This is a genomic window from Chryseobacterium urinae, from assembly GCF_030518295.1.
Lineage (GTDB): Bacteria > Bacteroidota > Bacteroidia > Flavobacteriales > Weeksellaceae > Chryseobacterium > Chryseobacterium mucoviscidosis.
Window position 1 is genome coordinate 148,319 of the sequence record NZ_JAULSJ010000002.1, and the last position, 23,751, is coordinate 172,069.

23 protein-coding genes are annotated in these 23,751 nt (G+C 36.6%); 15 read left to right on the top strand and 8 right to left on the bottom strand.

Annotated elements, in window-relative coordinates; all coding sequences use genetic code 11:
• The first annotated feature begins 134 nt into the window (after window positions 1–134).
• The 9 genes from QWT87_RS01870 to QWT87_RS01910 all read left to right on the top strand — a co-directional run bounded on the left by QWT87_RS01870 (window position 135) and on the right by QWT87_RS01910 (window position 7,802).
• Complete coding sequence (locus QWT87_RS01870; protein ID WP_302713102.1) at window positions 135–362, top strand: hypothetical protein; 228 nt, start codon at window positions 135–137, stop codon at window positions 360–362.
• 213 nt (window positions 363–575) lie between these two features.
• Complete coding sequence (locus QWT87_RS01875; protein WP_302713103.1) at window positions 576–737, top strand: hypothetical protein; 162 nt, start codon at window positions 576–578, stop codon at window positions 735–737.
• 138 nt (window positions 738–875) lie between these two features.
• Window positions 876–1,490: a Crp/Fnr family transcriptional regulator gene (locus QWT87_RS01880; protein ID WP_228427461.1), complete on the top strand. Its 615-nt coding sequence runs from the start codon at window positions 876–878 to the stop codon at window positions 1,488–1,490.
• Window positions 1,491–1,770: 280 nt separating this feature from the next.
• On the top strand, window positions 1,771–2,016 hold the full coding sequence (locus QWT87_RS01885) for a ferritin family protein (protein ID WP_302713106.1): 246 nt from the start codon (window positions 1,771–1,773) through the stop codon (window positions 2,014–2,016).
• A 28-nt stretch (window positions 2,017–2,044) separates the two neighbouring features.
• Window positions 2,045–4,180 (top strand): catalase, encoded by a 2,136-nt coding sequence (locus QWT87_RS01890; RefSeq protein ID WP_302713108.1) that lies wholly within the window; start codon window positions 2,045–2,047, stop codon window positions 4,178–4,180.
• A gap of 64 nt (window positions 4,181–4,244) precedes the next feature.
• Window positions 4,245–4,745: a CinA family protein gene (locus QWT87_RS01895; protein WP_076390227.1), complete on the top strand. Its 501-nt coding sequence runs from the start codon at window positions 4,245–4,247 to the stop codon at window positions 4,743–4,745.
• A complete protein-coding gene (locus tag QWT87_RS01900; protein WP_302713112.1) occupies window positions 4,742–5,497 on the top strand; it encodes an SDR family oxidoreductase in 756 nt (251 codons plus the stop codon). The genes QWT87_RS01895 and QWT87_RS01900 overlap by 4 nt, the downstream gene beginning before the upstream one ends.
• Before the next feature lie 178 nt (window positions 5,498–5,675).
• Window positions 5,676–6,467, top strand: coding sequence for a phosphatase PAP2 family protein (locus QWT87_RS01905; RefSeq protein WP_302713114.1), 792 nt, complete (start codon window positions 5,676–5,678; stop codon window positions 6,465–6,467).
• Window positions 6,468–6,776: 309 nt separating this feature from the next.
• On the top strand, window positions 6,777–7,802 hold the full coding sequence (locus QWT87_RS01910) for a T9SS type A sorting domain-containing protein (protein WP_302713116.1): 1,026 nt from the start codon (window positions 6,777–6,779) through the stop codon (window positions 7,800–7,802).
• Between the two features lie 64 nt (window positions 7,803–7,866).
• Here the strand turns inward: QWT87_RS01910 and QWT87_RS01915 are convergent, their stop codons facing one another.
• A complete protein-coding gene (locus tag QWT87_RS01915; protein ID WP_116099463.1) occupies window positions 7,867–8,376 on the bottom strand; it encodes a pyridoxamine 5'-phosphate oxidase family protein in 510 nt (169 codons plus the stop codon).
• A 138-nt stretch (window positions 8,377–8,514) separates the two neighbouring features.
• Window positions 8,515–9,357, bottom strand: coding sequence for an NAD(P)-dependent oxidoreductase (locus QWT87_RS01920; protein ID WP_302713120.1), 843 nt, complete (start codon window positions 9,355–9,357; stop codon window positions 8,515–8,517).
• Between the two features lie 340 nt (window positions 9,358–9,697).
• Here QWT87_RS01920 and QWT87_RS01925 point away from each other — a divergent pair, with 340 nt between their 5' ends.
• Together QWT87_RS01925 and QWT87_RS01930 are read left to right on the top strand one after the other, a co-directional pair.
• The gene (locus QWT87_RS01925) at window positions 9,698–10,339 is read left to right on the top strand and encodes a CatA-like O-acetyltransferase (RefSeq protein WP_302713122.1); all 642 of its coding nucleotides are present in this window, start codon (window positions 9,698–9,700) and stop codon (window positions 10,337–10,339) included.
• A gap of 497 nt (window positions 10,340–10,836) precedes the next feature.
• Window positions 10,837–11,178 (top strand): helix-turn-helix transcriptional regulator, encoded by a 342-nt coding sequence (locus QWT87_RS01930; RefSeq protein WP_288458196.1) that lies wholly within the window; start codon window positions 10,837–10,839, stop codon window positions 11,176–11,178.
• 14 nt (window positions 11,179–11,192) lie between these two features.
• On the opposite strand, the gene QWT87_RS01935 is transcribed toward QWT87_RS01930, so the two are convergent.
• Complete coding sequence (locus QWT87_RS01935) at window positions 11,193–11,924, bottom strand: MBL fold metallo-hydrolase (protein WP_302713126.1); 732 nt, start codon at window positions 11,922–11,924, stop codon at window positions 11,193–11,195.
• A 156-nt stretch (window positions 11,925–12,080) separates the two neighbouring features.
• On the opposite strand from QWT87_RS01935, the gene QWT87_RS01940 reads away from it, so the two are divergent.
• Window positions 12,081–12,779 (top strand): DsbA family oxidoreductase, encoded by a 699-nt coding sequence (locus QWT87_RS01940; protein WP_302713128.1) that lies wholly within the window; start codon window positions 12,081–12,083, stop codon window positions 12,777–12,779.
• A 10-nt stretch (window positions 12,780–12,789) separates the two neighbouring features.
• A complete protein-coding gene (locus QWT87_RS01945) occupies window positions 12,790–13,371 on the top strand; it encodes a 5'-methylthioadenosine/S-adenosylhomocysteine nucleosidase family protein (protein ID WP_302713130.1) in 582 nt (193 codons plus the stop codon).
• A gap of 38 nt (window positions 13,372–13,409) precedes the next feature.
• Here QWT87_RS01945 and pdeM read toward each other — a convergent pair whose 3' ends face one another.
• From pdeM to QWT87_RS01970, 5 genes are all read right to left on the bottom strand, one after another.
• On the bottom strand, window positions 13,410–14,054 hold the full coding sequence (pdeM, locus tag QWT87_RS01950) for a ligase-associated DNA damage response endonuclease PdeM (RefSeq protein WP_302713132.1): 645 nt from the start codon (window positions 14,052–14,054) through the stop codon (window positions 13,410–13,412).
• A 135-nt stretch (window positions 14,055–14,189) separates the two neighbouring features.
• On the bottom strand, window positions 14,190–16,637 hold the full coding sequence (locus tag QWT87_RS01955; protein WP_302713134.1) for a ligase-associated DNA damage response DEXH box helicase: 2,448 nt from the start codon (window positions 16,635–16,637) through the stop codon (window positions 14,190–14,192).
• A 635-nt stretch (window positions 16,638–17,272) separates the two neighbouring features.
• The gene (locus tag QWT87_RS01960) at window positions 17,273–18,853 is read right to left on the bottom strand and encodes an ATP-dependent DNA ligase (protein WP_302713136.1); all 1,581 of its coding nucleotides are present in this window, start codon (window positions 18,851–18,853) and stop codon (window positions 17,273–17,275) included.
• Between the two features lie 261 nt (window positions 18,854–19,114).
• The gene (locus tag QWT87_RS01965) at window positions 19,115–20,137 is read right to left on the bottom strand and encodes a ligase-associated DNA damage response exonuclease (protein ID WP_302713138.1); all 1,023 of its coding nucleotides are present in this window, start codon (window positions 20,135–20,137) and stop codon (window positions 19,115–19,117) included.
• Between the two features lie 57 nt (window positions 20,138–20,194).
• Window positions 20,195–21,679, bottom strand: a complete 1,485-nt coding sequence (locus QWT87_RS01970) for an aminotransferase-like domain-containing protein (protein WP_302713140.1) — start codon at window positions 21,677–21,679, stop codon at window positions 20,195–20,197.
• A gap of 65 nt (window positions 21,680–21,744) precedes the next feature.
• Between QWT87_RS01970 and QWT87_RS01975 the strand changes: the two genes are divergently transcribed.
• Both QWT87_RS01975 and QWT87_RS01980 read left to right on the top strand, forming a co-directional pair.
• Window positions 21,745–22,371: a hypothetical protein gene (locus QWT87_RS01975; RefSeq protein WP_407933579.1), complete on the top strand. Its 627-nt coding sequence runs from the start codon at window positions 21,745–21,747 to the stop codon at window positions 22,369–22,371.
• The gene (locus QWT87_RS01980; RefSeq protein WP_302713142.1) at window positions 22,361–23,470 is read left to right on the top strand and encodes an aminotransferase class I/II-fold pyridoxal phosphate-dependent enzyme; all 1,110 of its coding nucleotides are present in this window, start codon (window positions 22,361–22,363) and stop codon (window positions 23,468–23,470) included. Before QWT87_RS01975 ends, QWT87_RS01980 begins: the two co-directional genes overlap by 11 nt.
• Window positions 23,471–23,751 lie beyond the last annotated feature (281 nt).

Genomic DNA, 23,751 nt, shown 5'->3' on the forward strand with positions numbered 1-23,751 from the left:
CCTATTTAATCATTAATTTCATATAATTCTCAGATTTTCATTTGAGTATCAATTTTTCTTATGACCAAGGTCATAAACACTTAACATAATATTATCCTACTTTTGAAAGATCACACCACTTAAAATATAATATTATGAAATGTATCCTGTCAATTGCCCTTCTTGGGCTTCTTGTATGGAGTTGTCAGAAAAAAGAAAACTCAACAACTTCCGATTCCGGTTCCGGCTATGATTCTGCCACGATAACGGATTCTTCTGTTAATGCAACCACAACAATGTCTAATGATTCCATTCCTTTGGCAGACAGTACAACGGTACGTTCCGCAGGAAAGAATGCAGACAGTACAAAAACGGCAAAATAAATTTCACATAATTAAATGAAAAACCCGTTTTCAGATTAAGAAGCGGGTTTAACTTGAGTAATGAATTTTTATTTTGAAGACAATATTTTTTTATTGAGTATTCTTTAAACGTAAATAAATTTTGGGTGCGATTTTTGCATATATAAAATGTATTTCCAATTTTATTTCTACTGAGAATGCTTTATAATTAAAGAAATATTAAAAATAATTTATATGATTATTAAAGAAGAAATTTTGCATTCGGTAGGAGCGAGTATCAAGGACTACAAACCTTCGGAAAACAGATTTATTGAAGGAAGCCATCCCAATTATTATCATCACCTCATCAGAGGAAAGGTTAAACTCAGCACCGTTTATGAGACAACAGATGGCTGATCTTACTGGAAACTCCCGTCTAAACGAGTAAGTTCATGAGAGAAAACAGACTGTAAAAATCAGAAAACGGAAAATATTGTATTAAATATAGAATTTGTGGTCTTTTTTTTGTAGAAGAATTGTTAAAATTCTAAAAATATGAAAACTATAAGCTGCATGAATATTGATCCTGAATTATTATATACATTCGGAGCAGAAGATAGGTTTTATAAAGCAAAGGAAATAATCTATAAAGAAGGAGACAATGCCTTTTATTACTATCAGATTGTAAAAGGAAAAGTAAAGCAAAACAGCTATAATGAAGAAGGCAAAGAGTTTATCCATAATATTTTAGGAGAAAAACAAAGCTTTGGAGATCCCATGCTTTTTTTAGAAAAATTCTACGTGATGAATGCAATATGCATGACGGATGTAGAAATCATAAGGCTTACAAAGAAAAATTTCATGAACCTTTTGGAAAAAAATCCGAAAATTTCTCTGGAAATGAATTCCTGCCTTTCACAAAGATTGTATTTTAAAGCGATCATGCTGCAGAATATGTCTTCCCAGAATCCTGCTGTAAGGCTGAAAGGTCTGCTGGATTATCTTAAAAGTTATCATGAAGGAGACTGCGAACAGTGTTTTCATGTGGATCTTACAAGACAGCAGATTGCCAATCTTACCGGATTACGCGTAGAAACGGTGATCAGAACCCTTAAAAAAATGGAAAAAGAAGGCAGTTTAAAAATAGAAAGCCGAAAAATTTTATATTAATCAGATCAATATGACTGAAGTCATAAAAACGACACATTTTCAGTGGTAGATTTATTATCTGTTTCACTTACATTACTTTGGATATTTACAGATCACACTTTCAAAGCGGATCTTGTAAATACTTTAAATCAAATTCAACATAAGAAAATAGCAGGAACCTGAATTTTATCAGATCATGATTCGGAGGAATGTTTAACTCATAATACTCTTCCGGATTACCTCTTTCTTTGTGACTATGCAGAGAGATAATCTTTAATGAACATCAAATACCAAAAAAATTATGATATCCAAAACCACGGATAGTAAAGATAAAAGTAACGCCGCAGATTCTTCATCTGAAAAAAGCAGACAGACAGAAAATAATGCTGTGAATGAAAATGAAATGGAGAATTCTTCGCTTCACAGGTTCTTTATTTCGGCAATTAAAGACATTTATTTTGCTGAAAATGCACTGATGGATGCTTCAGACCAAATGAAAAAGGAAGAACTAAAAGAAACTTCTAAAGATACACACAAGCCATCTTGAAAAAGATAAACCACAAAATAGTAAAATTATGAAAGACAAAAAAACGACGAATGATAAGCTGGATCAGCTCGCGTCGCACACCACATCAAATGACGATACAAAACTTACAACCAATCAGGGACTTAAAATAAATGATAACCAGAATTCCCTTACAGCAGGAGAAAGAGGAGCCACTTTACTGGAAGATTTTATTCTGAGAGAAAAGACCACTCATTTTGATCACGAAAGAATTCCGGAAAGAATTGTTCATGCACGCGGATCAGGAGCGCACGGCGTTTTTACACTGAAAAAAAGCCTTAAAAAATATACAAAAGCTAAATTTTTAACAGAAACAGACAGAGAAACGCCGGTTTTCGTAAGATTTTCTACCGTTGCAGGAAGCAAAGGAAGTACAGATTTAGCTCGGGACGTAAGAGGCTTTGCCATAAAATTTTACACAGAAGAAGGAAACTACGATCTCGTAGGAAACAATATGCCTGTTTTTTTTATTCAGGATGCCATTAAATTTCCGGATCTTGTACATGCTGTAAAGCCGGAACCACACAACGAAATTCCACAGGCTGCTTCTGCGCATGATACTTTCTGGGATTTTATTTCTCTGATGCCCGAAAGTATGCACATGATTATGTGGGTGATGAGCGACAGAGCAATCCCCAGAAGTTTCAGCAGAATGGAAGGTTTTGGCGTTCATACCTTCAGATTTATTAATGATGAAGGAAAAGCCCATTTTGTAAAATTTCATTTCAAGCCGAAATTAGGCGTCCATTCCGTAGCCTGGGACGAAGCGCAGAAAATTTCGGGAGTAGATCCGGATTTTCACAAAAGAGATCTTTGGGAATCCATCGAAAGCGGTAATTTTCCGGAATGGGATTTCGGAGTACAATTAATTCCCGAAGAAGACGAAGATAAATTTGATTTTGATCTTCTCGATCCTACGAAAATTATTCCTGAAGAAGAAGTTCCGGTAGAGATTTTCGGGATCTTAACATTAAACAGAAATCCGGATAATTTCTTTGCAGAAACAGAGCAGGTAGCTTTTCATCCGGGACATCTGGTTCCGGGAATCGATTTTTCCAACGATCCTCTTTTGCAGGGAAGACTATTTTCCTACACAGATACACAGCTTTCAAGATTAGGTTCGCCCAATTTCCATGAAATTCCGATCAACAGATCTGTAAATACCGTTCACAACAACCAGCGCGACGGACACATGAGACAGCAGATCGTAAAAGGCAGAGTAAGCTATGAACCCAATTCTATCGGAGGAGGATGTCCTTTTCAGGCAATGATGTCGGAAGGAGGATTTGCCTCACATCAGGAAAGAGTTTCAGGGACAAAAATAAGAGCCCGAAGCGAAAGTTTTGTAGATCATTACTCACAGGCAAAATTATTTTACAACAGCCAGTCCGATTATGAAAAAACACACCTTCAGAACGCCCTGATTTTTGAACTGTCGAAAGTTACCGTTCCGGAAATTCGGGAAAGAGTGGTCGGACAGCTCAATTTTATTGATAAATCTCTGGCGCAGAATGTTGCTTCAAAAGTAGGCGTTGAGGTAAAAGAGCTGGAATTTCCAAACCAGAGTCTTCCGGCAGACAGCAACCCTGCAGATCTGCAAAGTGAAGAAAGAGAAGCCCATACAAGAGCTTCTGAAGCCTTGAGTATGGCAAATACTGTAAAAAATACAATTCAGGGAAGAAAAATAGGCTTTATTGTTGCCAGTGGAGCAGATTTTGGCATTATAAATGATTTAAAAAATAAACTGGAAGATCAGAATGCAGTTGTAGAAATTATCGCACCAAGTTTGGCTCCGGTAAAGACAGACAAAGGAGATGCTTTAACACCGAAACATTCTCTTACAAGCACGGCAAGCGTATGTTTTGATGCCTTGTTTATCGGAGCGGGAGAAGAGGCAGCCAAAGAGCTTATGAACGCAGAAAACAAACACAAAGTTTTGCATTTCATCAATGAAGCATATCAACACTGCAAAGCAATTTATTTTGGGGAAGGCACAGAAGTAATTTATAAAAGCAGCAATGTCGCAGTGAAAAAGCATGAAGATCCTGCCATTGTAAACTGGGAAGATTCTGATCCCGACCATAAATTTACGGAAGCCATTGCCAACCACAGAGTATGGGAGCTTGAAGCTGAAAGAAATGCATAATAAATTTTGATCTGCACAGACAGAGATTTTATACACATCACAACCACTTAAAATATTAAAGATTATGGAATTTCAAAAAAACCTCTTAGATTACATCAGTCAGTCGCTCATAACCGCTGATGAAACCATTTCTGTGGTAGAGAGCGTTACCTCCGGCTGTTTACAGCTTGCCTTTTCACAAATGCCCAATGCATCATTGTTTTATAAAGGCGGAATGACCACCTACACTTTACCCGAAAAAGTAAGACTGCTGAACGTAGATCAGGCCGAAGCCGAAGAATGCGACTGCGTGTCGGAAAATATCGCAGAAACAATGGCTTTAAATGTCGCCAAATTTTTCGAATCCGACTGGTCTATTGCGACAACGGGATATTGTACGCCGATCCGTAATTCCTCGTATAAGATTTTTGCCTACTTTTCTTTCTCGTACAAAGGAGAAATTGTACTGACTAAAAAACTGGAACTTCACCCAAAAACACAGGCACTGAATGCTCAGTTGTACTATACCGAATTTATTTTAGGCTGTTTTAAAAGTGAAATCAACCAGCTTTTAATTTTAAAATGATGAATGAATTGAAATTAGACAGTAAAACCGTCCTTATCACCGGAGCCGACAGCGGAATCGGAAAAGCTGTAGCCCTGCTTTTTGCTGAAGAAGGCGCAGACATTGCGATCATTTATCATTCGGATGAAAAAAATGCAGAAAAAGCGAAATTAGAAATTGAAGCTACCGGAAGAAAATGTTCCGTTTACAAAGGGAATATTAATGATTATGAATTTTGTGAAGAGGTAACCTCCAAAGTGGTTTCAGAATTTGGAAAGATTGATATTCTTGTGAACAATGCAGGAACGCAGTTTCCATCAAAAAGCATCGAAGAACTCAAAGAAAAAAATATCCGGACAACATTCAATTCAAATATCATCGGAATGATTTTGTTAACCAAAGTTGTATTTCCGTATCTGAAAGAGGGGAGTTCCATTATTAATACGACTTCGGCAGCGGCGTATCAGGGACATCCTGAATTGTTGGATTATTCAGCAACGAAAGGTGCTATTGTTTCTTTTACAAGATCTTTGGCGTTACAGGCAAAACCCAAAGGAATCCGCGTGAATGCGGTTGCTCCGGGACCGGTAACAACACCTTTAACCAAAGAAACCTTTGATGAGGAAAAGGAGGATAAAAATAAGCCACCTTTTGAAAGAAATGCTACGCCGGAAGAAATTGCCACCAGTTTTCTTTTTCTGGCAAGTAAAGAGGCAGCTCAGTTTACAGGACAGGTTTTTCATCCCAATGGAGGAATCGTTGTTAATGGATAAAGCATTACCTTATTTAAAATAATCAATTTAGCCCATGCATTTTTGTGTGGGTTATTTTTATTTAGCTTGGATAAGAATTAAGCTTAGTTTTAAATTTTTGAATTAGTACTATCTGTAATTCCTTTATATTTGAGAGAAAATACAAATCTATTTTTTTGACCATTAAATCATTTGTCTTATGAGAAAATTCTTTGCAGGATTGTTTTTAGTTGTAAGTAGTTTTCAATCTATCTACGCTCAGGAAACAGACAGTCTGCAGTTTAAAGACAATGCAGATTCTGCAATGGTTCTGAAAAGTCTGCCTGAAGATAAGACCCATCAGTTTAGTTATAAAAAACTGATCATTCCTACCGTACTTATTTCCTACGGAATTGCCAGTCTGAGTATTGACGAACTAAAAACACTGAATTCTTCCACACAATACGAAATTAGCGAACATAAGCCGGATCATATGAAACTAGATAACTACACCCAGTTTGCTCCCGCAGTTTTGGTTTACGGACTCAATGCTTTCGGAGTGAAAGGAAAACATAATTTCAGGGACAGAAGCATTATCTACGGAACTTCCATGATGATCACTTCTGCCATCACTATTCCGCTGAAGCACGCCGTAAAAGAAGAAAGACCGGACCATTCCAATAGGTTATCTTTTCCTTCCGGACACACAGCCATTGCTTTTGCTTCGGCGCAGTTCATGTTCAGAGAATATAAATACCACAATCTTTTGCTGGGAATTTCGGGGTATTCTTTAGCTGTTTTTACAGGAGTATATCGAATGCTGAACGATAAACACTGGTTCGGAGACGTAATCGGTGGCGCAGGATTCGGGATTTTATCTACCGAACTCGCATATTGGCTTTATCCGAAAATCAATAAACTGTTAGGCGGAAATCCGGAAAAATCTCAGGCAATGATGATGCCTTACTATCAGAAAGGAAATGTAGGAATAGGATTTGTGAAGAATTTTTAACTGTAATAAAAAAACAGTGAATGCTCAGTTGTTAATTTTAAATTAATAATTTGACGTAAAAACAAGATAAACAAATCAATAAAATAATTTTGCAAATTTCAATGATTGTAGGTTTTCTTAATAATAAAATTCAATTATGTATTGTTTTTATTATGATAAGAATATTAAAAATTCATAAATATTTAAAAATATGATAAATTTTAATATATTTGTAGAATTAAAAAAGTAGAATTTAAAGGAAAGAATTATCTGCCTTTAATCTCTTTTTTTTATTTGTCTGCACATTATACTAATTTTAAAATAACACACATGAAAAGAAAAGACTTTCTAAAAAGTATCGGTATCGTAGGAGCATCTGTTCCGTTAATGGCATTCACCGGTAAGAATATTATGGAAGACATCATGGATGAACCTTCTAATCAGGATCTTTTATCCTGTACTGCAACAGCTTCGGAAACGGCAGGTCCGTATCCTACACCAAGCAGTGTAAGTACTTCTACCTTAGTAAGAACAAATATTACCGAAGGAACACAAACCGGTATTGCGCTTACTCTTACGATAACTGTTCTGAATACCAATAACAATTGCCTTGCAGTAGGATCGGGATACCGTGTAGATATCTGGCATTGCAACAAAAGAGGATATTATTCCGCTTATTCAGGACAGCCGGGAATTGACGGAACACAGAACACTACTGGACAAACCTGGCTTCGCGGCATTCAGTATACCAATGCAAACGGACAGGTAACCTTTACATCTATCTATCCGGGATGGTATACTCCCCGCGCTACACATATCCATGTGCAGATCTATGATGCTTCCAACAACCTTTTACTGACAACCCAGCTTGCGTTTCCCGATGCAATCAATACAACAGTAAATACTTATTATGCGACTAGCGGAACAAATTCTGTTACAAACACAAATGATATGGTTTTTAGTGATTCTTATGCTTCTGAACTTATGACCGTTTCGGGAAGTACTTCAGCAGGTTATACAGCAACCGCAAATATTTTTGTAGCAGGAACACTGGGAGTGGATGATGTAAGTTTTGAGACTGGAGGTCAGTTCAGCAATCTTACCATTTCGCCCAATCCTATAGCGGATGAAGCAAAATTGAGCTTTAATCTTATTCAGACTTCCGGCGTAAGTGTAGAGATTCTAGATGTATCCGGCAGAATTGTTAAAAAAATAGACAAAACCAATTTTTCAAGAGGTAAAAATGAGCTGAAATTAGATTTTTCATCATTACAGCCCGGAAATTATATTCTCGCGTTTACCGTATCAAACATTAACGGTGAATTTTCGAAAAGTAAAAAATTCATTAAAAAATAATCAAAAAATACCAATTAAAAAGCAGCTCTCATAAAGCTGCTTTTTGTTTTTGTATAGAAAGTAATTATACTTTTGCTGTTCCCTCAACGCCATCAGAATTATCGGTCGTATTGCCTGTAATTGCTGCCGCTACAAAGTTGAAAAGACTCACCAGTTTTCCGGCTTTCGTATTCCAGTAATAGGTTTCTTTTGGCTGTACACGGATTATCGATACGTTCGGGTCATCTTTTCCTTCCTCAAACCATGCTTTTGCCATAGGAGACCATTTGTCTTCAATCGTCGATTTGTCTTTGTAGATGGTAGCATCTCCGTAAACCGAAAGATATTCGTAATCAGAATTATTCATAAAAAATAACTGAACTCTTTTATCATCTCTTATCTCAAAGTTCTTATTGCTTGTATCTCCGCTGATAAACCATAAATTTCCTTCGTCATCGGTTTCCTGAAGCGACATTGGTCTGGAATTGATCGGAAGTTTGTCCAATTCCGTACAAAACATACAGATTCTTGCATTTTCAGATAATTCCTTGATTTTTTTAACCGCTTCTGTGTGGGTAAGATTTTCTGTTGACATAATATTATATTTTAGTGATTGATTTTCTGTTAAAACTGAATTTTAATTACTCTTGTTTATTCAAAAACCCGACCACAATTGAAAAATTCAACATAAAAATAATTGAAGATGATATATTTTCAGAAGATTTTTGTTGAGCTATTTTTTCAGATAATTAATGATTCCGATCACATCATCCTTTCCAAAACCTTCATCATGAGCAGATTGGTAGGTTTTAATTAAAGTTTCCGACAACGGAAAATCTGCTCCTGCATTTTTAGCCAAAAGAATATCTTTCAGCATCAGATCCAAAGCAAAAGCGGGATCGTAATTTTCTTCCGTTAAAAGAGGTGTTTTTACTTTCGTAGCACCACTTCCGCTCGCACTTTCATTAATGATTTCCAGCATATCTTTACGGTCGATTCCCAGTTTATCCGAGAACAGAACCGTTTCCGCAAGTCCCTGATAAATCGCTGAAAGAAAATAATTCACCGAAAGCTTCGCGGCAATTCCTTTTCCGTTTTCTCCCAAATGTTTAATGCTTTTTCCAAGCTTTTGCAGATAAGGTTCGGCTCTTTTAAGATCTTTTTCCTCTCCACCTGCCATAATCAGTAATGTTCCTTCTGCAGCAGGTTTTGTACTTCCCGCAACCGGAGCATCGATAAAACCGGCTTCTTTAATTTTTACCGCACTCGAAATTTCTCCCGTCATTTCCGGCGAAATCGTACTCATATCAATAAAAAGCTTTTCCGAAATATCCACGGAAAGAATTTTCTGATAAACATCTTTCACGGCATTATCATTTGTAAGCATGGTGAAAATAATGTCGCTATTTTTTACCACATCTTCAACGGTATCGCAAACAATAGATTTTTCTTTAAAATCTTCCGCTTTTTCTGGCGTTCTATTAAAAACATATAACTGAACCTCTGCTTTTTCTAAATTTTTTGCCATCGGATATCCCATATTTCCCAATCCGATAAATCCTATTTTTTCTTTCATTTCCAATCGTTTTACTGAAAAACTTGTTTAAACTTTTTTACGCAAAAGATTGTAACACTTTAGTTGTTTAAGTTGAATATCTAAATGAAAAAAGAGCACATAAGTTAAGAAAAATCAAAGATTTTTTTCTCTTTGCAGACTTTTGAAACACTTAAATTAAATCCAATAAAGTCTTTTTTATATCTTTTGCGGTTAAATTTAAAATTAGTTTACACAACTTTAAATAATAATTTGACTTTTTTACTGCAAATCCTGTACAAAAATACGTTGCAGACTACATTTATTTCTTAAGAACTTTTATAATTGATAAAACTTACAGACATTTGCAAAAAATAGAGTAGTGAAGATTATAGATATTGAAAGCTGGAACAGGAAGGAGCATTTCGAATTTTTTTCTAAAATGAAAAGCCCTTATTTCGGATTTACTTCTGAAGTAGACTGTACCAAAGCTTATGATGAGGCGAAAAAAAATAAACAGTCGTTTTTTGCGGCATATCTTTACAAATCTATGATTGCCGTAAACTCGGTAGATGCCCTGAAACTTAGAATTGTAAATGATGAGGTGATTTTATATGATGAGGTTCATGTGGGAAGCACGATTGGCAGAGAAGACGGAACTTTTGGATTTTCATTCTTTCATTTTTCTGATGATTTTGATATTTTCAATGAAAGACTTCAGGAACAGGTAAAAAACGTACAAAATTCTACAGGACTGGGAATCAGTAATGATGGTTTGCCTATCAATCATATCCGACATACATCCATTCCGTGGACATCTTTCAGCGCACTGCTGCATCCTACGAATTTTGATCCCAAAGAATGTATTCCCAAGATAGCCTTCGGAAAATTCAGAGTAAGAGACGGAAAAAAGTTTCTTCCGGTTTCCATAGAAGCGCACCACGGTTTGGCAGACGGATTACACCTTGCGCAATATTTTGAAGAATTCCAGAAACAACTGAATCTGGGATTAAGTACATTTTAAAATTCCATTTTATACTTTACTTTTTTTTCATACGTCCCTGAAGTGATATTTTTTATTGCTTTAGAATGGTATTGGTGACAATGAACCTCATATTTCATTTGTATTGATCGTAATCATAAAAAAAGATGACAAAAACTTCTAGATTTGTTCTCAGATAATTGAAATATCAGAAAAAGATCCCGAAAAATAAGGCAACAGCAGAAATAACGTGGTATGTATGTGGTATTTTTATTATGTAAAATTTTAATCATTTTTTCTTTCTTTGTCTTTGGTTAAAATCTTAATCGTTGTTTTTACGATATTATTTTAAGCATAAATACAATAAGTAAAGAAAAAAAGTAACCAAAAAGATGTTATTGGAACAGTAAAGATTATTCAAGACTTAAAAACACCTCAGAAAATTAGCTTCATCGCACAAAAACTGAGGTAAGAGAACGAAGAGATTTATGCTGAAGCTTGTCGGAAAAGCCTCAGAAATTAGAAGAGATGAGAAAATTATGAAAAACGAAAAAACTGAATTCAATTTAGAAGATTTAAACCAAAAGATTTTTGTACAGGACGAAATTTTAGCACTGGCAAAAGAAAATTCTCCTCGTCTGCTGAGTAAATTCAGATTGGTGGAGCCGGATTTTTTCAGTAAACTATCTGCAATCCAGCCCGACCTTAAAAATTCAGAGCTTGTATTTTGTATTTATTTAAAGCTTAATTTAACAACGAAGGAAATTGCAACTTACACGTTTGTAACTCCAAAGGCAATACAGAATCGGAAAAACAGACTTCGGAAAAAACTGAGCATAGCTTCCGATATGGATATTTATAAATGGTTTAATGATCTTTAAACCATTTTTTTTGTTTAAAATTCCAGAACAGCGGTATCCAGATCGTGGTACAGTAAAACTTTCCAATGATTTTCAATAGCCTCTTTTTCCCATTTTATTCTTAAATTCATCGCTCTTTTTCCGTCGAAATCACTTTTATAGGCAAGATGATATTTTAAATAAGACTGTTGAGGAAGATTATCTGCTCCGTAAAAAACCGTTTCATTACCTTCATTAATCCAGAAAACCTGCATAAACGGAGTATGGCCACCGACAACTTCAAACGAAATTTCGTCCGTAATATTTCCTTTGTCTTCATCCATCCAGACAATATTTTCGAGCTCGATCAGTTTTTCGAGGGTATCAAAATCAAAAGAATAATTTCCCCTGTTTTCCATGGCAAAAGCCAGTTCACGTTTCTGAATATAGATTTCCGCATTCGGAAAAGTAGGTTCAAATCCGTTTTCGGTTCTGGTAATTGTGGTTTCAATATGGTCTTTATGAAGATGAGAAAGCAAAACTTTAGTGATCTGATCAGGATGAACATTTTCCTTTTTCAGAATTTCTGAAATCACCGTTTTTCCTTCTTCATTTTTCCATCCGATTCCTGCATCCAGAAGAATACTATCATTTTCTGTAACAACTAAAAAAGGAGTAACAGACATTCTGATTCCTTTTATTGTGTCTTTATTTTCTTCAGTTAAAAGGGTAAAATCTTTTGTCTTATTGGTAGAAAAATTTCCTTCTTTTAATGGTATAATTTTCATGGTGCAAATTTCTTTATTATTTGTAAAATGAAAAAATATTTTCATCAATACCTTTCATTACCAAAACCGATAAATACAGGGAACTTTTTAGCGGTAAATTAAGTATTTTTGTACCGCTGTTTTTAATCACAAAATAAAATTTTTAATATACTAAAAATGAAAGTAGAAATCTGGTCGGATGTGATGTGTCCGTTCTGTTATATAGGAAAAAACAATTTTGAAAAAGCACTGGAAAATCTGCCTTTTAAAGATCAGGTAGAAATAGAGTGGAAAAGTTTTCAGTTAGATCCGACTTTAGACCCAAAAGAAACAAAAACAACTTCCGAATATTTTAAAGAAAAGAAAGGTTTCCCTGAGGCTCAGGCGCAGCAGATGATCGCGCAGGTAAAACAGATGGGAAGCGGAGCCGGAATTGATTTTAATTTTGAAAAAGCATTGATTACCAATACATTTTCTGCTCATAAACTGTTGCATTTATCCAAAAAATACAACAAGGCAAACGAAATGGAAGAAGCCCTTTTCATCGCTCATTTTGTAGATGGTAAAAATGTAGGAGATGTGGAAACATTGGTTGATCTTGCCGTTTCTTTGGGGATTGATCAGGAAGAAGCTCAGAAAGTTTTAGCTTCCGAAGAATATAATCAAGAAATTAGCAGAGACATTACAGAAGCGAGAAACAATGGCGTTTCCGGCGTTCCGTTTTTTGTGCTGAACGGAAAATATGCGGTTTCCGGAGCGCAGCCTGTAGAACTTTTTGCGAGCGCATTGCAGCAGACTTACGATGAAACGGTAACTCCATTGCAAAAACTTTCAGACAATGGAGCTTCGTGTGATACAGACAGTTGTGAAATCTAAGCTTAATTAAATGATAAAAATAAACGACGAACTTCAGTTTTCGGTTGAAGATACCCTTTTTGTTTTTGCTTTGGATTCTGAAGCAGGAAAAGTATTTAACGATAAAAATAAACTGATTACAGGCATCGGAAAAGTAAATGCAGCTATGGAATTAACGAAAGAAATCTACCACAAAAGACCAAAACTGATCGTTAATCTGGGTTCTGCAGGAAGCAAAAGTTTTCACAAGGGAGATGTTGTATGCTGTACAAAATTCATCCAGCGCGATATGGATGTGAGAGGACTTGGTTTCAGCCTGTACGAAACCCCGCTTTCAGGAATTCCGCCGGTTCTGGAATATGGTTTGAAAAGACACTATCTTCCGGAAGGAATCTGCGGAAGCGGCGACAGTTTCGAGATGAATCATTCGGAAACGGTTTATAATATTGTGGATATGGAAGCTTATCCTCTGGCTTTGATCGCGATGAAGGAAGAAATTCCTTTCCTGTGCCTGAAATATATTTCCGATGATGCTGGAAGCGATGCCGCAGACGATTGGGCGGTTCAGGTTCATCTGGCTTCGGAAGCGTTTAATAAAATTCTGTTTTCGTAAATATTTCAGAATGATGATAAAGTGTGAGATTCAACATTTTAAATCTCATAAATTTCAGCATCTGTAAATACATAGAATCTTCCTTTTTTAGGGAGATTTTTTGTGTCTAAACCTGTAAACTCACTGAAAGCGGGAAGCAATAATTGATTTTCCGTAACAACAAAACAAGGCAGTTTGATTTTTTTAACCACAGAATTAATGACAAATCCGGGATGAATATGTCCCGTAATCTGAAATTTTTCATTCTTCTTCTGAAAATCGTGAACGAATAGAAAATCATCAATATTTAAGGTTTCGTCCCTGAAATTAAGGCAGAGTTTAGCTTCCAATTTTTTCGAAATTCTGTCGTGATTGCCTTCTACAAGATGAAATTCAAGGTTGGGAAATTCATTTTTCCATTCGCAGAATTTGTCTACACCGGAATTGTCTCCTGCGTGAAGCAGATCGCCGACAATAATAAATTTTTCCGGCTGAAAATATTCGATTAAAACGGACAATCGCTGCAGATCATTTTCAAAAATATGATCGGAAAGCGCAATTCCGTTTTTGCGGAAATGAGCGGTTTTTCCAATGTGAAGATCCGACAGAATCAAGGCTTTTTCTTTTTTCCAGAATAATGCTCTCTGATTGGTTAATGTAAAGACTTCGTCCTGAATATGGATATTTTTTGTTACTATTTTCATAATTGTATTCTGATTTCCGCTAACTTTCGTTCTGATGACTAAATTCGCAGCCCGACCTGAGTGGAGCTCTTTTTGTGTAGCATCGCGGAACAAAAAAGCGGGAACGGAGGGCGGATTAAGCTGCCCAGATAAAAATTATTTCCCTTTTTTCGCCTGCTGAATCAGTTTCTGAATTCTCGCATCCAGTCCTTCACTGGAAAGCGTCTGTCGCAAACTGTCCACTTTTATCGGGAAACTCAGCGGGGTAAAAGTATTGGCAAATTTCAGGATTATTTTTGATTTTTCAATGCGTTTAAAGGCTTCCACCAATCGCTGTTCCTGCAATTGTGCATTAAAAACTTCTGTATACGCCTGTCTTACAAGAAAATGATTCGGATCATAATCTTCGAGAACTTTGAAAATTAATCCTGCCGAACTTTGCAGAGATTTGTTGGAACGCTGTTTTCCTGCATAATTCTGGATCACCATTCCGGAAATAACCGCAATGTCACGGAATTTTCTTCTTGCCATTTCTGCTGAATTGATGCTGGAAATTACATCCGTCATCAGATTTTCCCTGCTCAGAATTTTATGGAGATTTTCGTCATTCAGCGGAATTTCTTTGTCGCTGAACAGTTCAAAACCATAATCATTCATCGCCATTGAAAAGGAAATGGGAGCCAGTTTTGAGATTCTGTAGGCAATTAAAGCCGACATCACCTCGTGAACAAGCCGACCTTCAAACGGATACATAAACAGATGATATCCTTCACGGTTTTTAATAAGTTCCACCAGAAATTCGTCCTCTTTCGGGATGTGAGAACGTTCTTCCTGATTCATCAGCAAAGGATGCAGAAATTTCAGTTCCTTTTCTGAAGCTTTCGGATTGAGCGCTCCGGATAACTTTTCTCTTAAAAACTGACCCAAATTTGAGCTTAAAGGCAGTCTTCCTCCCAGATAACTCGGTGCAAAAGCTTTTCCTTTGGCAGCGCGGACAAAAACCGTCATATCTTTAATTATCGCGACTTCCAGAACTCTTCCTGCCAATATAAATTTTTCGTCTTTTTTGAGTTTTGAAATAAAATATTCTTCCACCATTCCAATATATCCGCCGGAAATGAATTTCACTTTCAGCATCGCATCGCTTACGATAACGCCCATATTCATCCTGTGAAGCATCGCTATTTTTCGGGACGTCACTTTATACAAACCGTCCTCCTGAATCACGATTTTATGAAATTCTTCATAGCTTTTCAGCACACTTCCGCCGATGGTAAGAAAATCGAGGATGCTTTTCCATTCTTCATCCGTCATTTCCTGAAAAGCATATACTTTTTTAATCCTTTCGTACAATTCCTGCGGGTAAAATCCGTCACCGACCGCCAAAGTCATTAAAAACTGAACCAAAACATCAAAACACAAAACCTGAGGATCTCTCGGCTCAATCACTTTCTGTTTTACGGCTTCCTTTAAAGCGGCAACTTCAATCAGTTCAAGAGAATGCGTCGGAACACAGTAAATTTTTGAAGTTTCAAAAGGGGAGTGACCGCTTCGACCTGCACGCTGCAAAAATCTCGCAACGCCTTTTGCAGAACCAATCTGAATAACGGTATCAACCGGCTTAAAATCGATTCCCAAATCCAGAGAAGAGGTGGAAACGACGGCTTTCAGTTTTCCTGAACTTAGATTTTCCTCGATCCAGATTCTCAAATGAGCATCAATTGAACTGTGATGAATAGCAATCTGCCCTGCAAAATCGGGATAGGCTTCAAGCAACAACTGATACCACATTTCACTCTGGCTTCGCGTATTCGTAAAAACAATCGTAGATTTCGATTCTAAAATGATGGGAACAATTTTATCGGCTAATTTTGCGCCTAAATGTCCCGCCCACGGAAGAATTTCCACTTCATCCGGAAAAACGGGAAGAATATCAATTTTCTTCTGTTCTTTGGCGGTAATTTTTGTTTTTTTAATGTCATAAGGAATTAAAACATCCATCGCTTCATCCAGATTTCCGATGGTTGCCGTAATTCCCCAGATTTTCATTTTAGGAGCATATTTTGTGAGCTGGGAAATGCCTAATTCCACCATTACCCCGCGTTTCGAACCGAGCAATTCGTGCCATTCGTCGACAACGATGGTTTTCAATTCCTTAAAAAAACGTTCGTGATTTTTCTGCCCGAGAAGAAGATGTAAGCTTTCAGGCGTAACTACGAGAATTTCAGGCATATTTTTTACCTGCTGCTGCCGTACTTTCGGATCGGTGTCGCCGTTTCTTACGCCAACTGTCCAATCCAATCCAATTTCATCAATGGCCTCCTGCATCGCTTTGGCAATGTCTTTAGACAAAGAACGGAGCGGCGTGATCCAGATCATTTTTAAGCCTTTTCCATATTTTTCAGGATGGTTTAAAAAATGGGTTAACAATGCTAAGAAAACAGAAAATGTTTTTCCGAAACCGGTTGGTGCAATGACCATTCCGCTGTAGCCGTTCTCGAATTTCTGCCACGTATCAACCTGAAATTTAAAAGGGGAATTGCCTTTGTCCGCCATCCACTGCTGAATGACTTTGAAGCCGTTGGTATTTTCGAAGTTGCTCAAATTTTAAATTATGTTTTTGTTTTAACGCAATGAGCGCAAAGATTTTTGATTTTTAATTCTTTATATTTTCGTTCGTGAAGGCACTTCGTTCAGCAAATGATAGTACAAGTCGTAGCTGAGTGAAACGCCTTTCAAAGTTTTAAATAAAAACCTTGCGATCTTAGCGTTTATAATTACTGTATTAATTTTTTTATTTCTTCCAAATCATCAATTTCATCCACCGTTTTATCCTTTTTAACGCAATGAGCGCAAAGATTTTTTGATTCTAATTCTTTATATTTTCGTTCGCGAAGGCACTTCGTTCAGCAAATGATAGCACAAGTCGTAGCTGAGTGAAACGCCCTTGCGAACGAAAAATATTTTCAAAGTTTTAAATAAAAACCCTGCGACCTTAGCGTTTATAATTACTGTATCAATTTCTTAATCTCTTCCAGATCATCAATTTCATTCACTGTTTTATTCTTTTTACGCAATGAGCGCAAAGATTTTTTGATTTTTAATTCTTTATATTTTCGTTCGCGAAGGCACTTCGTTCAGCAAATGATAGCACAAGCCGTGGCTGAGTGAAACTCCCTTGCGCACGAAATATGTTTTCAAAGTTTTAAATAAAAACCTTGCGACCTTAGCGTTTATAATTACTGTATCAATTTTTTTATTTCTTCCAGATCATCAATCTCATCCACCGTTTTATCTTTCCGCCATCGTAAAATTCTTGGGAAACGCAGTGCCACACCGCTTTTATGACGGTTGCTGAAACCAATTCCTTCAAAAGCAATTTCAAAAACAAGTTCAGCTTTTACAGTTCGAACGGGACCGAATTTTTCAATAGCATTCTTATTGACAAATTTACTGACTTCCATAATTTCTTTATCCGTTAATCCGGAATAGGCTTTGGCGATGGTGACCAATTTATCTTCGTTTTTCACGGCAAAAGTATAATCGGTGTAATATGCGCTTCGTCTTCCGCTTCCTTTTTGGGCATAAATCAAAACCGCATCAATCGTTAAAGGACTGATTTTCCATTTCCACCAATCGCCTTTTTTTCTTCCGGAATGATAATGTGAATTTTTCTGTTTCAGCATTAAACCTTCACTGTTGATGTCTCTGGAATTTTCTCTGATCTGGTTTAATTCTTCCCAGTTTTCAAATTCTATTGATTCGGAAATTTTGATGTTTTCAGGGTTTTCATTCAATAATAATTCTTCAAGCATGGCACGTCTTGCGGAGATGGGTTTTTCACGCAAATCATTCCCTTCCAGTTCCAAAAGATCATACGCAAAGACTTCAATCGGGATTTCGGAAAGCATTTTCTTTGTTAATGTTTTTCGATTGAGACGTTTTTGTAATTCGTTAAAATTTAAAACTTTATCGTCTTTCACCGCGAGAATTTCCCCGTCAATTACAAAATTTCCGTTCATCTGCTGAACGGTTTCTGCAATTTCGGGAAACTGTTCCGTCACCAGTTCTTCTCCTCTCGACCAGATAAAGACTTCATCATTACGCTTGATAATCTGTCCGCGGATTCCGTCCCATTTGTATTCAATCAGCCATTCATCGGGTTTCCCGAGTTCTTCCAAATCTTTCTCCAATGGATAAGCCAGACAAAAAGGATAGGGTTTTGAATTATCCGGATTCACATTTTCCGCTGAAATCAGTTCCTGAAATGAAGCTTCTGTTGGCTGCCATTTTCCCATTAAACTGTGCATCAATGCGCTGGATTCCTGTCCGGAAAATTTCGTCAGAGCATTAATCAATGTTTTATCTGAAACCCCGATTCTGAAACTTCCACCCAATAATTTATTGAAAATCAGCCGTTCCGTATAATCCAAGCCATTCCACGAATTCAGGACAAATTCTTTTTTTTCAGCGTCGGTTTTTGTTTTTAAATTAATGATGTCATTCATCCAGTCCGACAAAGAACGTTCAATTTTTTCCGTTGGCGGTGGAAGAATCAGGGAAATGGTTTCTCCTAAATCTCCGACTGAAGAGTAGCTTTCCTGAAACAGCCAGAATGGTAATTCTGTAATTTCCAAAGCCCATTCTTTCATATAGTTGGTGTTCACATTCCGCTTGGGTCTTTTGCCTGTAAACAAAGCAATAAACCAGACTTTATCTTCTTCAGGCGCACGTTCCAGATAATCGATGATGGCATCGATTTTTGCATTGGTCTTATTGGTGCTTTCGAGAGCGTTGATGAGTTCTGCGAAATGTTTCATAAATTTTAATTGGCGTTTTTTGAACGTATGTTAACAATTTTTGGGGCAGCTTAATCCGTCTTCCACTCCCGCTTTTTTGTTCCGCTTTGCTCCACAAAAAGAGCTCCGTTCAAGCCGGGCTGCGTGCAATTCAGCGTTAATTATGATGGGCTATTAACAGGTCGCTCCTACGGAGCTACGCTTTATTATGCCTTAATTTTTCTATTAACAGTAAGCTCCGTAGGAGCTTTCTCACAAGTTAACATCTGAATTTAAAGTTTTTTATACCTCATTTTCAATAATTTCTTTCTCTTTTTCTGCCTCATCATCATCGCCGTAAAGCGTTTCCACCACATCAGATTTAATACCGATTTCATTCAAATATTTAGAAAAAACTTCGGTTTGTCCGTGCGTGACGTGAACGATTTCAGCTTCGGTAGCTTTTATAGCCTGTAACAAACCTTTCCAGTCGGCGTGGTCACTCATCGGAAAACCGGCATCGGCACTCCGCCATCGTCTTGCACCGCGAACCTGCATCCATCCGGAACAAATTGCTGTTGCAGCATCCGGAATTTTTTTGATGACATTGGAATCAAGCAAAGCAGGCGGAACAATTACGATATCTCCTGCAACGTGCTTAATGCTTTCCCTGAAATCGGGAATTTCGTAATCAGGAAGTACGATTCCGACTTCTTCAAAGGCTTTATTCAGTTTTCCAATCGAGTAGTGAACATGAATTTTTCCCATTCCTTCCACTGCCTTCATTACGCGTTGTGCTTTTCCCAGAGAATAACCGATGAAAACAGAGGTTTTTTGATTTTCCTGATTTCTGAGCACCCAGTTTTGGAGTTTTTTATTCAGATCCGGAACTTCCAGCCAGTTGTAAATTGGCAGTCCGAAAGTACTTTCGGTAACGAATTCATTGCATTTTACCAGTTCGAAAGGCGTACTTAATCCATCATCCTGAACTTTATAATCTCCTGAAACTACACTTACATAGCCTTTGTATTCCAGCCGGATCTGTGCGGAGCCGATGATATGCCCAGCAGGGTGAAGCGAGACTTTCACGCCGTTGATATTGATGATTTCGCCATATTCTACGCTTTGAACTTCAAGATCTTCGCTGATTCTCTTGTGCAGAATAGGTTTGGTAAAATGATGACACAAGTATTTTTTCATTCCCCAACGTGCGTGATCGGCGTGCCCATGGGTAATGACCGCCAAATCAACCGGTCGCCAAGGATCAATATAAAATTTTCCCTGTGGACAATAAATGCCTTTATTTGTGAATGTGATAAGTTTCAATGGTGCAATTTTGTTATTTTTTACATTCAAAAATCTAACCAATATATTTAAAAATCTTTAATGTAGCATCTTTTTCACATGATCCGTTACTATTTCAACCGATTTTTCCATTTCTGTGGTATTGAGGTTTCCAAATCCTAAACGCATGGCGGTTAGATTTTTATTCTGATAAAGTAAGGTTTTAGGAATGAATAAATTGTTTTGCGCACAATTTTTAGAAAGCTGCATTAAATTGATGGGAATTTGCCATTCTGCCCAGACCGCAAGTCCGCCCGACGGTTTTTCGAATTGTATATAATTTCCTAAATTTTGCTGAATGAGATGAATAAAATAATCTCTTCTTTCCTGATAAATTTTTAATGATTTTTTCAGATATCGGTTAATTTCTCCTTCGGCAATCATTTCTCCCAAAACGTGTTCCATTAAAATATCACCCTGTCTGTCGATAATTCCCAGATGTTTCCTCATTTCAGACATCAGATTTTCGGGAGCGACAATAAATCCTGTCCGAAAACCGGGAGCCAGAGATTTTCCGAAAGAACCGATGTAAATTACCATTCCGTTCGTATCTGCGCTTGCAAGCGGAAGAAGCGGACTTTTGTCATAATGAAAATCGTAATCGTAATCGTCTTCTAAAATGATAAAACCAAATTCATTCGCAAGATTCAGCAGTTCTAATCTGCGCTGTGCGCTCAACGTAACAGTTGTAGGATAATGATGATGCGGCGTAAGATACAGCATTCTCACCTTGTATTGCTGACAAATTTTCCTTACTTCTTCCGTGTTAATTCCGTCATTGTCAATGGACACCGATTTTATTTTCACTCCTGCTTTTTGAAAAATCATGTTCACCGAGAAATAACTCAGTTCTGCAACTAAAACAATATCCCCTTCAGATAAAAGAATTTCCGAAGCAATATAAATGCTCATTTCTGTACTTCTTGTGATCAGAAGATTATTTTTAGAAATAGGCAATCCTCTGGATAATTTTAAATATTTTGAAAGATTTTCTTTAAAAAATTCGCTTCCATCCTGATTGTACTGTCCGATTTTATGTGCTTTTCTTTTTAAGATAGAACTGTAAATTCTGGAATGCTGATCGATCTGAGTTAAGCGGATGTCGGGAATTCCGTCATTAAAAATGTATTCACAATTGGAATATTCAAAAGGATTATCTAAAATATTGGATGTTTTGAAGGTAAATCCTGTTGATTTGGGATAATTTTCGAGCTGAATTTTTTGTAAATTTTTCGATTCCAAAAACTGATACTGGTCTTTTCCGATGATAAAGGTTCCTTTGTTGGGAAGACTTTCCACCCATCCCTGAGAAAACAGTTCTTCGTAGACAGAAACAATGGTATTTCTGTGAACATTCAGCATTTCGCTTAACACTCTTGTTCCCGGAAGTTTGGTTCCGAATGGCAAAAAACCACGTTGAATGGCATTAATAAGCTGATTAGAAATCTGCATATAAATAGAAACTTCGGAATTTCTATTGATTTTAATGAAGCTCTGATAAGGAATTTTAACCGGACTATCCATAATCTCAAAACTGGCACCATGTAACCATCCGGCAATATACTACTTTTGAACCAAAACAAAAAAGAATGGAATTGTACAGTCTTTTAGAAAAAATTATTCAGCAAAATGAAACGCACGCAAAATGGCTGAATACGCTTTCCTTTATGGAAAATGCAGGAGCCAGAAAAATTTCAGCTTGCGAACATCCGACTAACGTGAGTTTAATACAGCTAAAACACGCTGCGGAAGAACATCGCCATGCTTATTATCTTAAAAAGCAGATCCTGAAAATTGATCCCGAAATGTGCAAAACGTACAATAGCAATGAACTTTTAGCCGCAACGGCAACGAGACAATATCTTCATTCTCTCGACGTTAAAGCGTGTAAATATCTTCAGCAAAATTTCAATCTCAGCAAAGAAGAATTAAAATATGCGGCGTATCTGTTTGTAACATATGCTATTGAGGTTCGTGCTGATGAATTATATCCTGTTTATCAGGAAATTCTGACAAAATATACCTCAAAAGTTATGGTAAAATCAATTATTTTGGAGGAAGAAGGACATTTGGAGGAAATGATTAATCAGTTGGACGATTTTTCGGAAGACTGGAAAATTCATGCAGAAATTGTTTTAGAGATTGAAAAAGGTCTTCATAATCAATGGATTGATTCCATTTCAAAAGAGATTTTACAGGTAAATTATGCTGAATAATTTTCGCCATTTTCAGGAAGCCTTAGAAAAAAGAAAAGAAAGCGGAATCTTACGGGTTTTAAAATCTCAAAAGGAAGGAGTGGATTTTTATTCCAACGATTATTTGGGATTGGCAGGAAATAAAGATTTTCAGCAGATTTTATTAAAAAAAATCAATGAAAATCCGGAATTGCTGAAAGGAAGTACTGGTTCCAGACTGATCAGCGGAAATAGTTTAACTGTTGCTGAAACAGAAGAATGTATAGCCAAAGAACATCTGTACGAATCGGCTTTACTTTTTTCTTCGGGATATAACGCGAATCTGGCTCTATTTTCAACGCTTCCAACCCGTCATGATACCATAATTGTGGATGAAAAAATTCATCGTTCTGTTCATGATGCATGTAGGATGTCGAATGCTAAAAAACTGAAATTCAAGCATAATGATATTGAAGATTTAGAAAGGATTCTGAAAAAACAAACCGGACTTTGCTATGTTGCTGTTGAAAGCCTGTATTCGATGGACGGAGATATTGCTCCTTTGAAAGAGATTTCAGAAATCACAGCAAAATACAATGCTCAGTTAATTGTGGATGAAGCCCACGCTTTCGGTGTTTTTGGAAACGGTTTGGTGAATGAGTTTAACCTACAGGAAAAAGTTTCAGCAACGGTTGTCACCTATGGAAAAGCTTTGGGAACGCATGGCGCGGCGATTTTAACGAATGATTTAATTAAATCTTATCTCGTCAATTTTGCATCACCTTTTATCTATACGACTTCAGCGCACGATTTTCTGTGGATGAGCATTTTTTGTGGATATGAATTTTTAAAAGCAAACAGTAGATTATCCATTCAACTTCAGGAAAACATTAAAATTTTTCGTGAGCAGAATTTAGCCACTACGTCATCTGAAAACAGTCCAATTCAGGCGATTATTATTCCGGATAATCGTCAGTTGAAAATTGTACAAAACGTTTTATCGGAAAGTGGATTTTTAACGTATGCGGTTTTCAGTCCGACGGTAAAAGAAGGAACGGAAAGACTGAGGATTTGTATTCACAGTTTTAATACAGAGGATGAAATTTTGAAGTTAACGGGGATTATTAGAGAGTTTGTTTAAAACGTAAATGTCATTCAATAGCGGAGTGATGAATCTATTGATTAAGTCTGTTTAAACTTTTATTTAACCGCAAAAGTCACAAAAGATGAACTAAACTTTTATTTAAAGTTGATCATTATAAATCAAAAAGGTAACAATAGTTTTTAAAAATCTTTGATTTTTATCCTTTTGAACCCTTTAATTATTATAAAAATTCACTTTAATACTTTTGTGGTTAATCCTGAAATAGTTTAAACAATTTTATTATTAAAAAAGGGTAGATTTCTCCTTCGTCGAAATGA

Coding starts and splice junctions, on each gene's coding strand:
- QWT87_RS01870 (WP_302713102.1), top strand. CDS start 135: ATGAAATGTATCCTGTCAATTGCCCTTCTTGGGCTTCTTGTATGGAGT.
- QWT87_RS01875 (WP_302713103.1), top strand. CDS start 576: ATGATTATTAAAGAAGAAATTTTGCATTCGGTAGGAGCGAGTATCAAG.
- QWT87_RS01880 (WP_228427461.1), top strand. CDS start 876: ATGAAAACTATAAGCTGCATGAATATTGATCCTGAATTATTATATACA.
- QWT87_RS01885 (WP_302713106.1), top strand. CDS start 1,771: ATGATATCCAAAACCACGGATAGTAAAGATAAAAGTAACGCCGCAGAT.
- QWT87_RS01890 (WP_302713108.1), top strand. CDS start 2,045: ATGAAAGACAAAAAAACGACGAATGATAAGCTGGATCAGCTCGCGTCG.
- QWT87_RS01895 (WP_076390227.1), top strand. CDS start 4,245: ATGGAATTTCAAAAAAACCTCTTAGATTACATCAGTCAGTCGCTCATA.
- QWT87_RS01900 (WP_302713112.1), top strand. CDS start 4,742: ATGATGAATGAATTGAAATTAGACAGTAAAACCGTCCTTATCACCGGA.
- QWT87_RS01905 (WP_302713114.1), top strand. CDS start 5,676: ATGAGAAAATTCTTTGCAGGATTGTTTTTAGTTGTAAGTAGTTTTCAA.
- QWT87_RS01910 (WP_302713116.1), top strand. CDS start 6,777: ATGAAAAGAAAAGACTTTCTAAAAAGTATCGGTATCGTAGGAGCATCT.
- QWT87_RS01915 (WP_116099463.1), bottom strand. CDS start 8,376: ATGTCAACAGAAAATCTTACCCACACAGAAGCGGTTAAAAAAATCAAG.
- QWT87_RS01920 (WP_302713120.1), bottom strand. CDS start 9,357: ATGAAAGAAAAAATAGGATTTATCGGATTGGGAAATATGGGATATCCG.
- QWT87_RS01930 (WP_288458196.1), top strand. CDS start 10,837: ATGAAAAACGAAAAAACTGAATTCAATTTAGAAGATTTAAACCAAAAG.
- QWT87_RS01935 (WP_302713126.1), bottom strand. CDS start 11,924: ATGAAAATTATACCATTAAAAGAAGGAAATTTTTCTACCAATAAGACA.
- QWT87_RS01940 (WP_302713128.1), top strand. CDS start 12,081: ATGAAAGTAGAAATCTGGTCGGATGTGATGTGTCCGTTCTGTTATATA.
- QWT87_RS01945 (WP_302713130.1), top strand. CDS start 12,790: ATGATAAAAATAAACGACGAACTTCAGTTTTCGGTTGAAGATACCCTT.
- pdeM (WP_302713132.1), bottom strand. CDS start 14,054: ATGAAAATAGTAACAAAAAATATCCATATTCAGGACGAAGTCTTTACA.
- QWT87_RS01960 (WP_302713136.1), bottom strand. CDS start 18,853: ATGAAACATTTCGCAGAACTCATCAACGCTCTCGAAAGCACCAATAAG.
- QWT87_RS01970 (WP_302713140.1), bottom strand. CDS start 21,679: ATGGATAGTCCGGTTAAAATTCCTTATCAGAGCTTCATTAAAATCAAT.
- QWT87_RS01975 (WP_407933579.1), top strand. CDS start 21,745: ATGGAATTGTACAGTCTTTTAGAAAAAATTATTCAGCAAAATGAAACG.
- QWT87_RS01980 (WP_302713142.1), top strand. CDS start 22,361: ATGCTGAATAATTTTCGCCATTTTCAGGAAGCCTTAGAAAAAAGAAAA.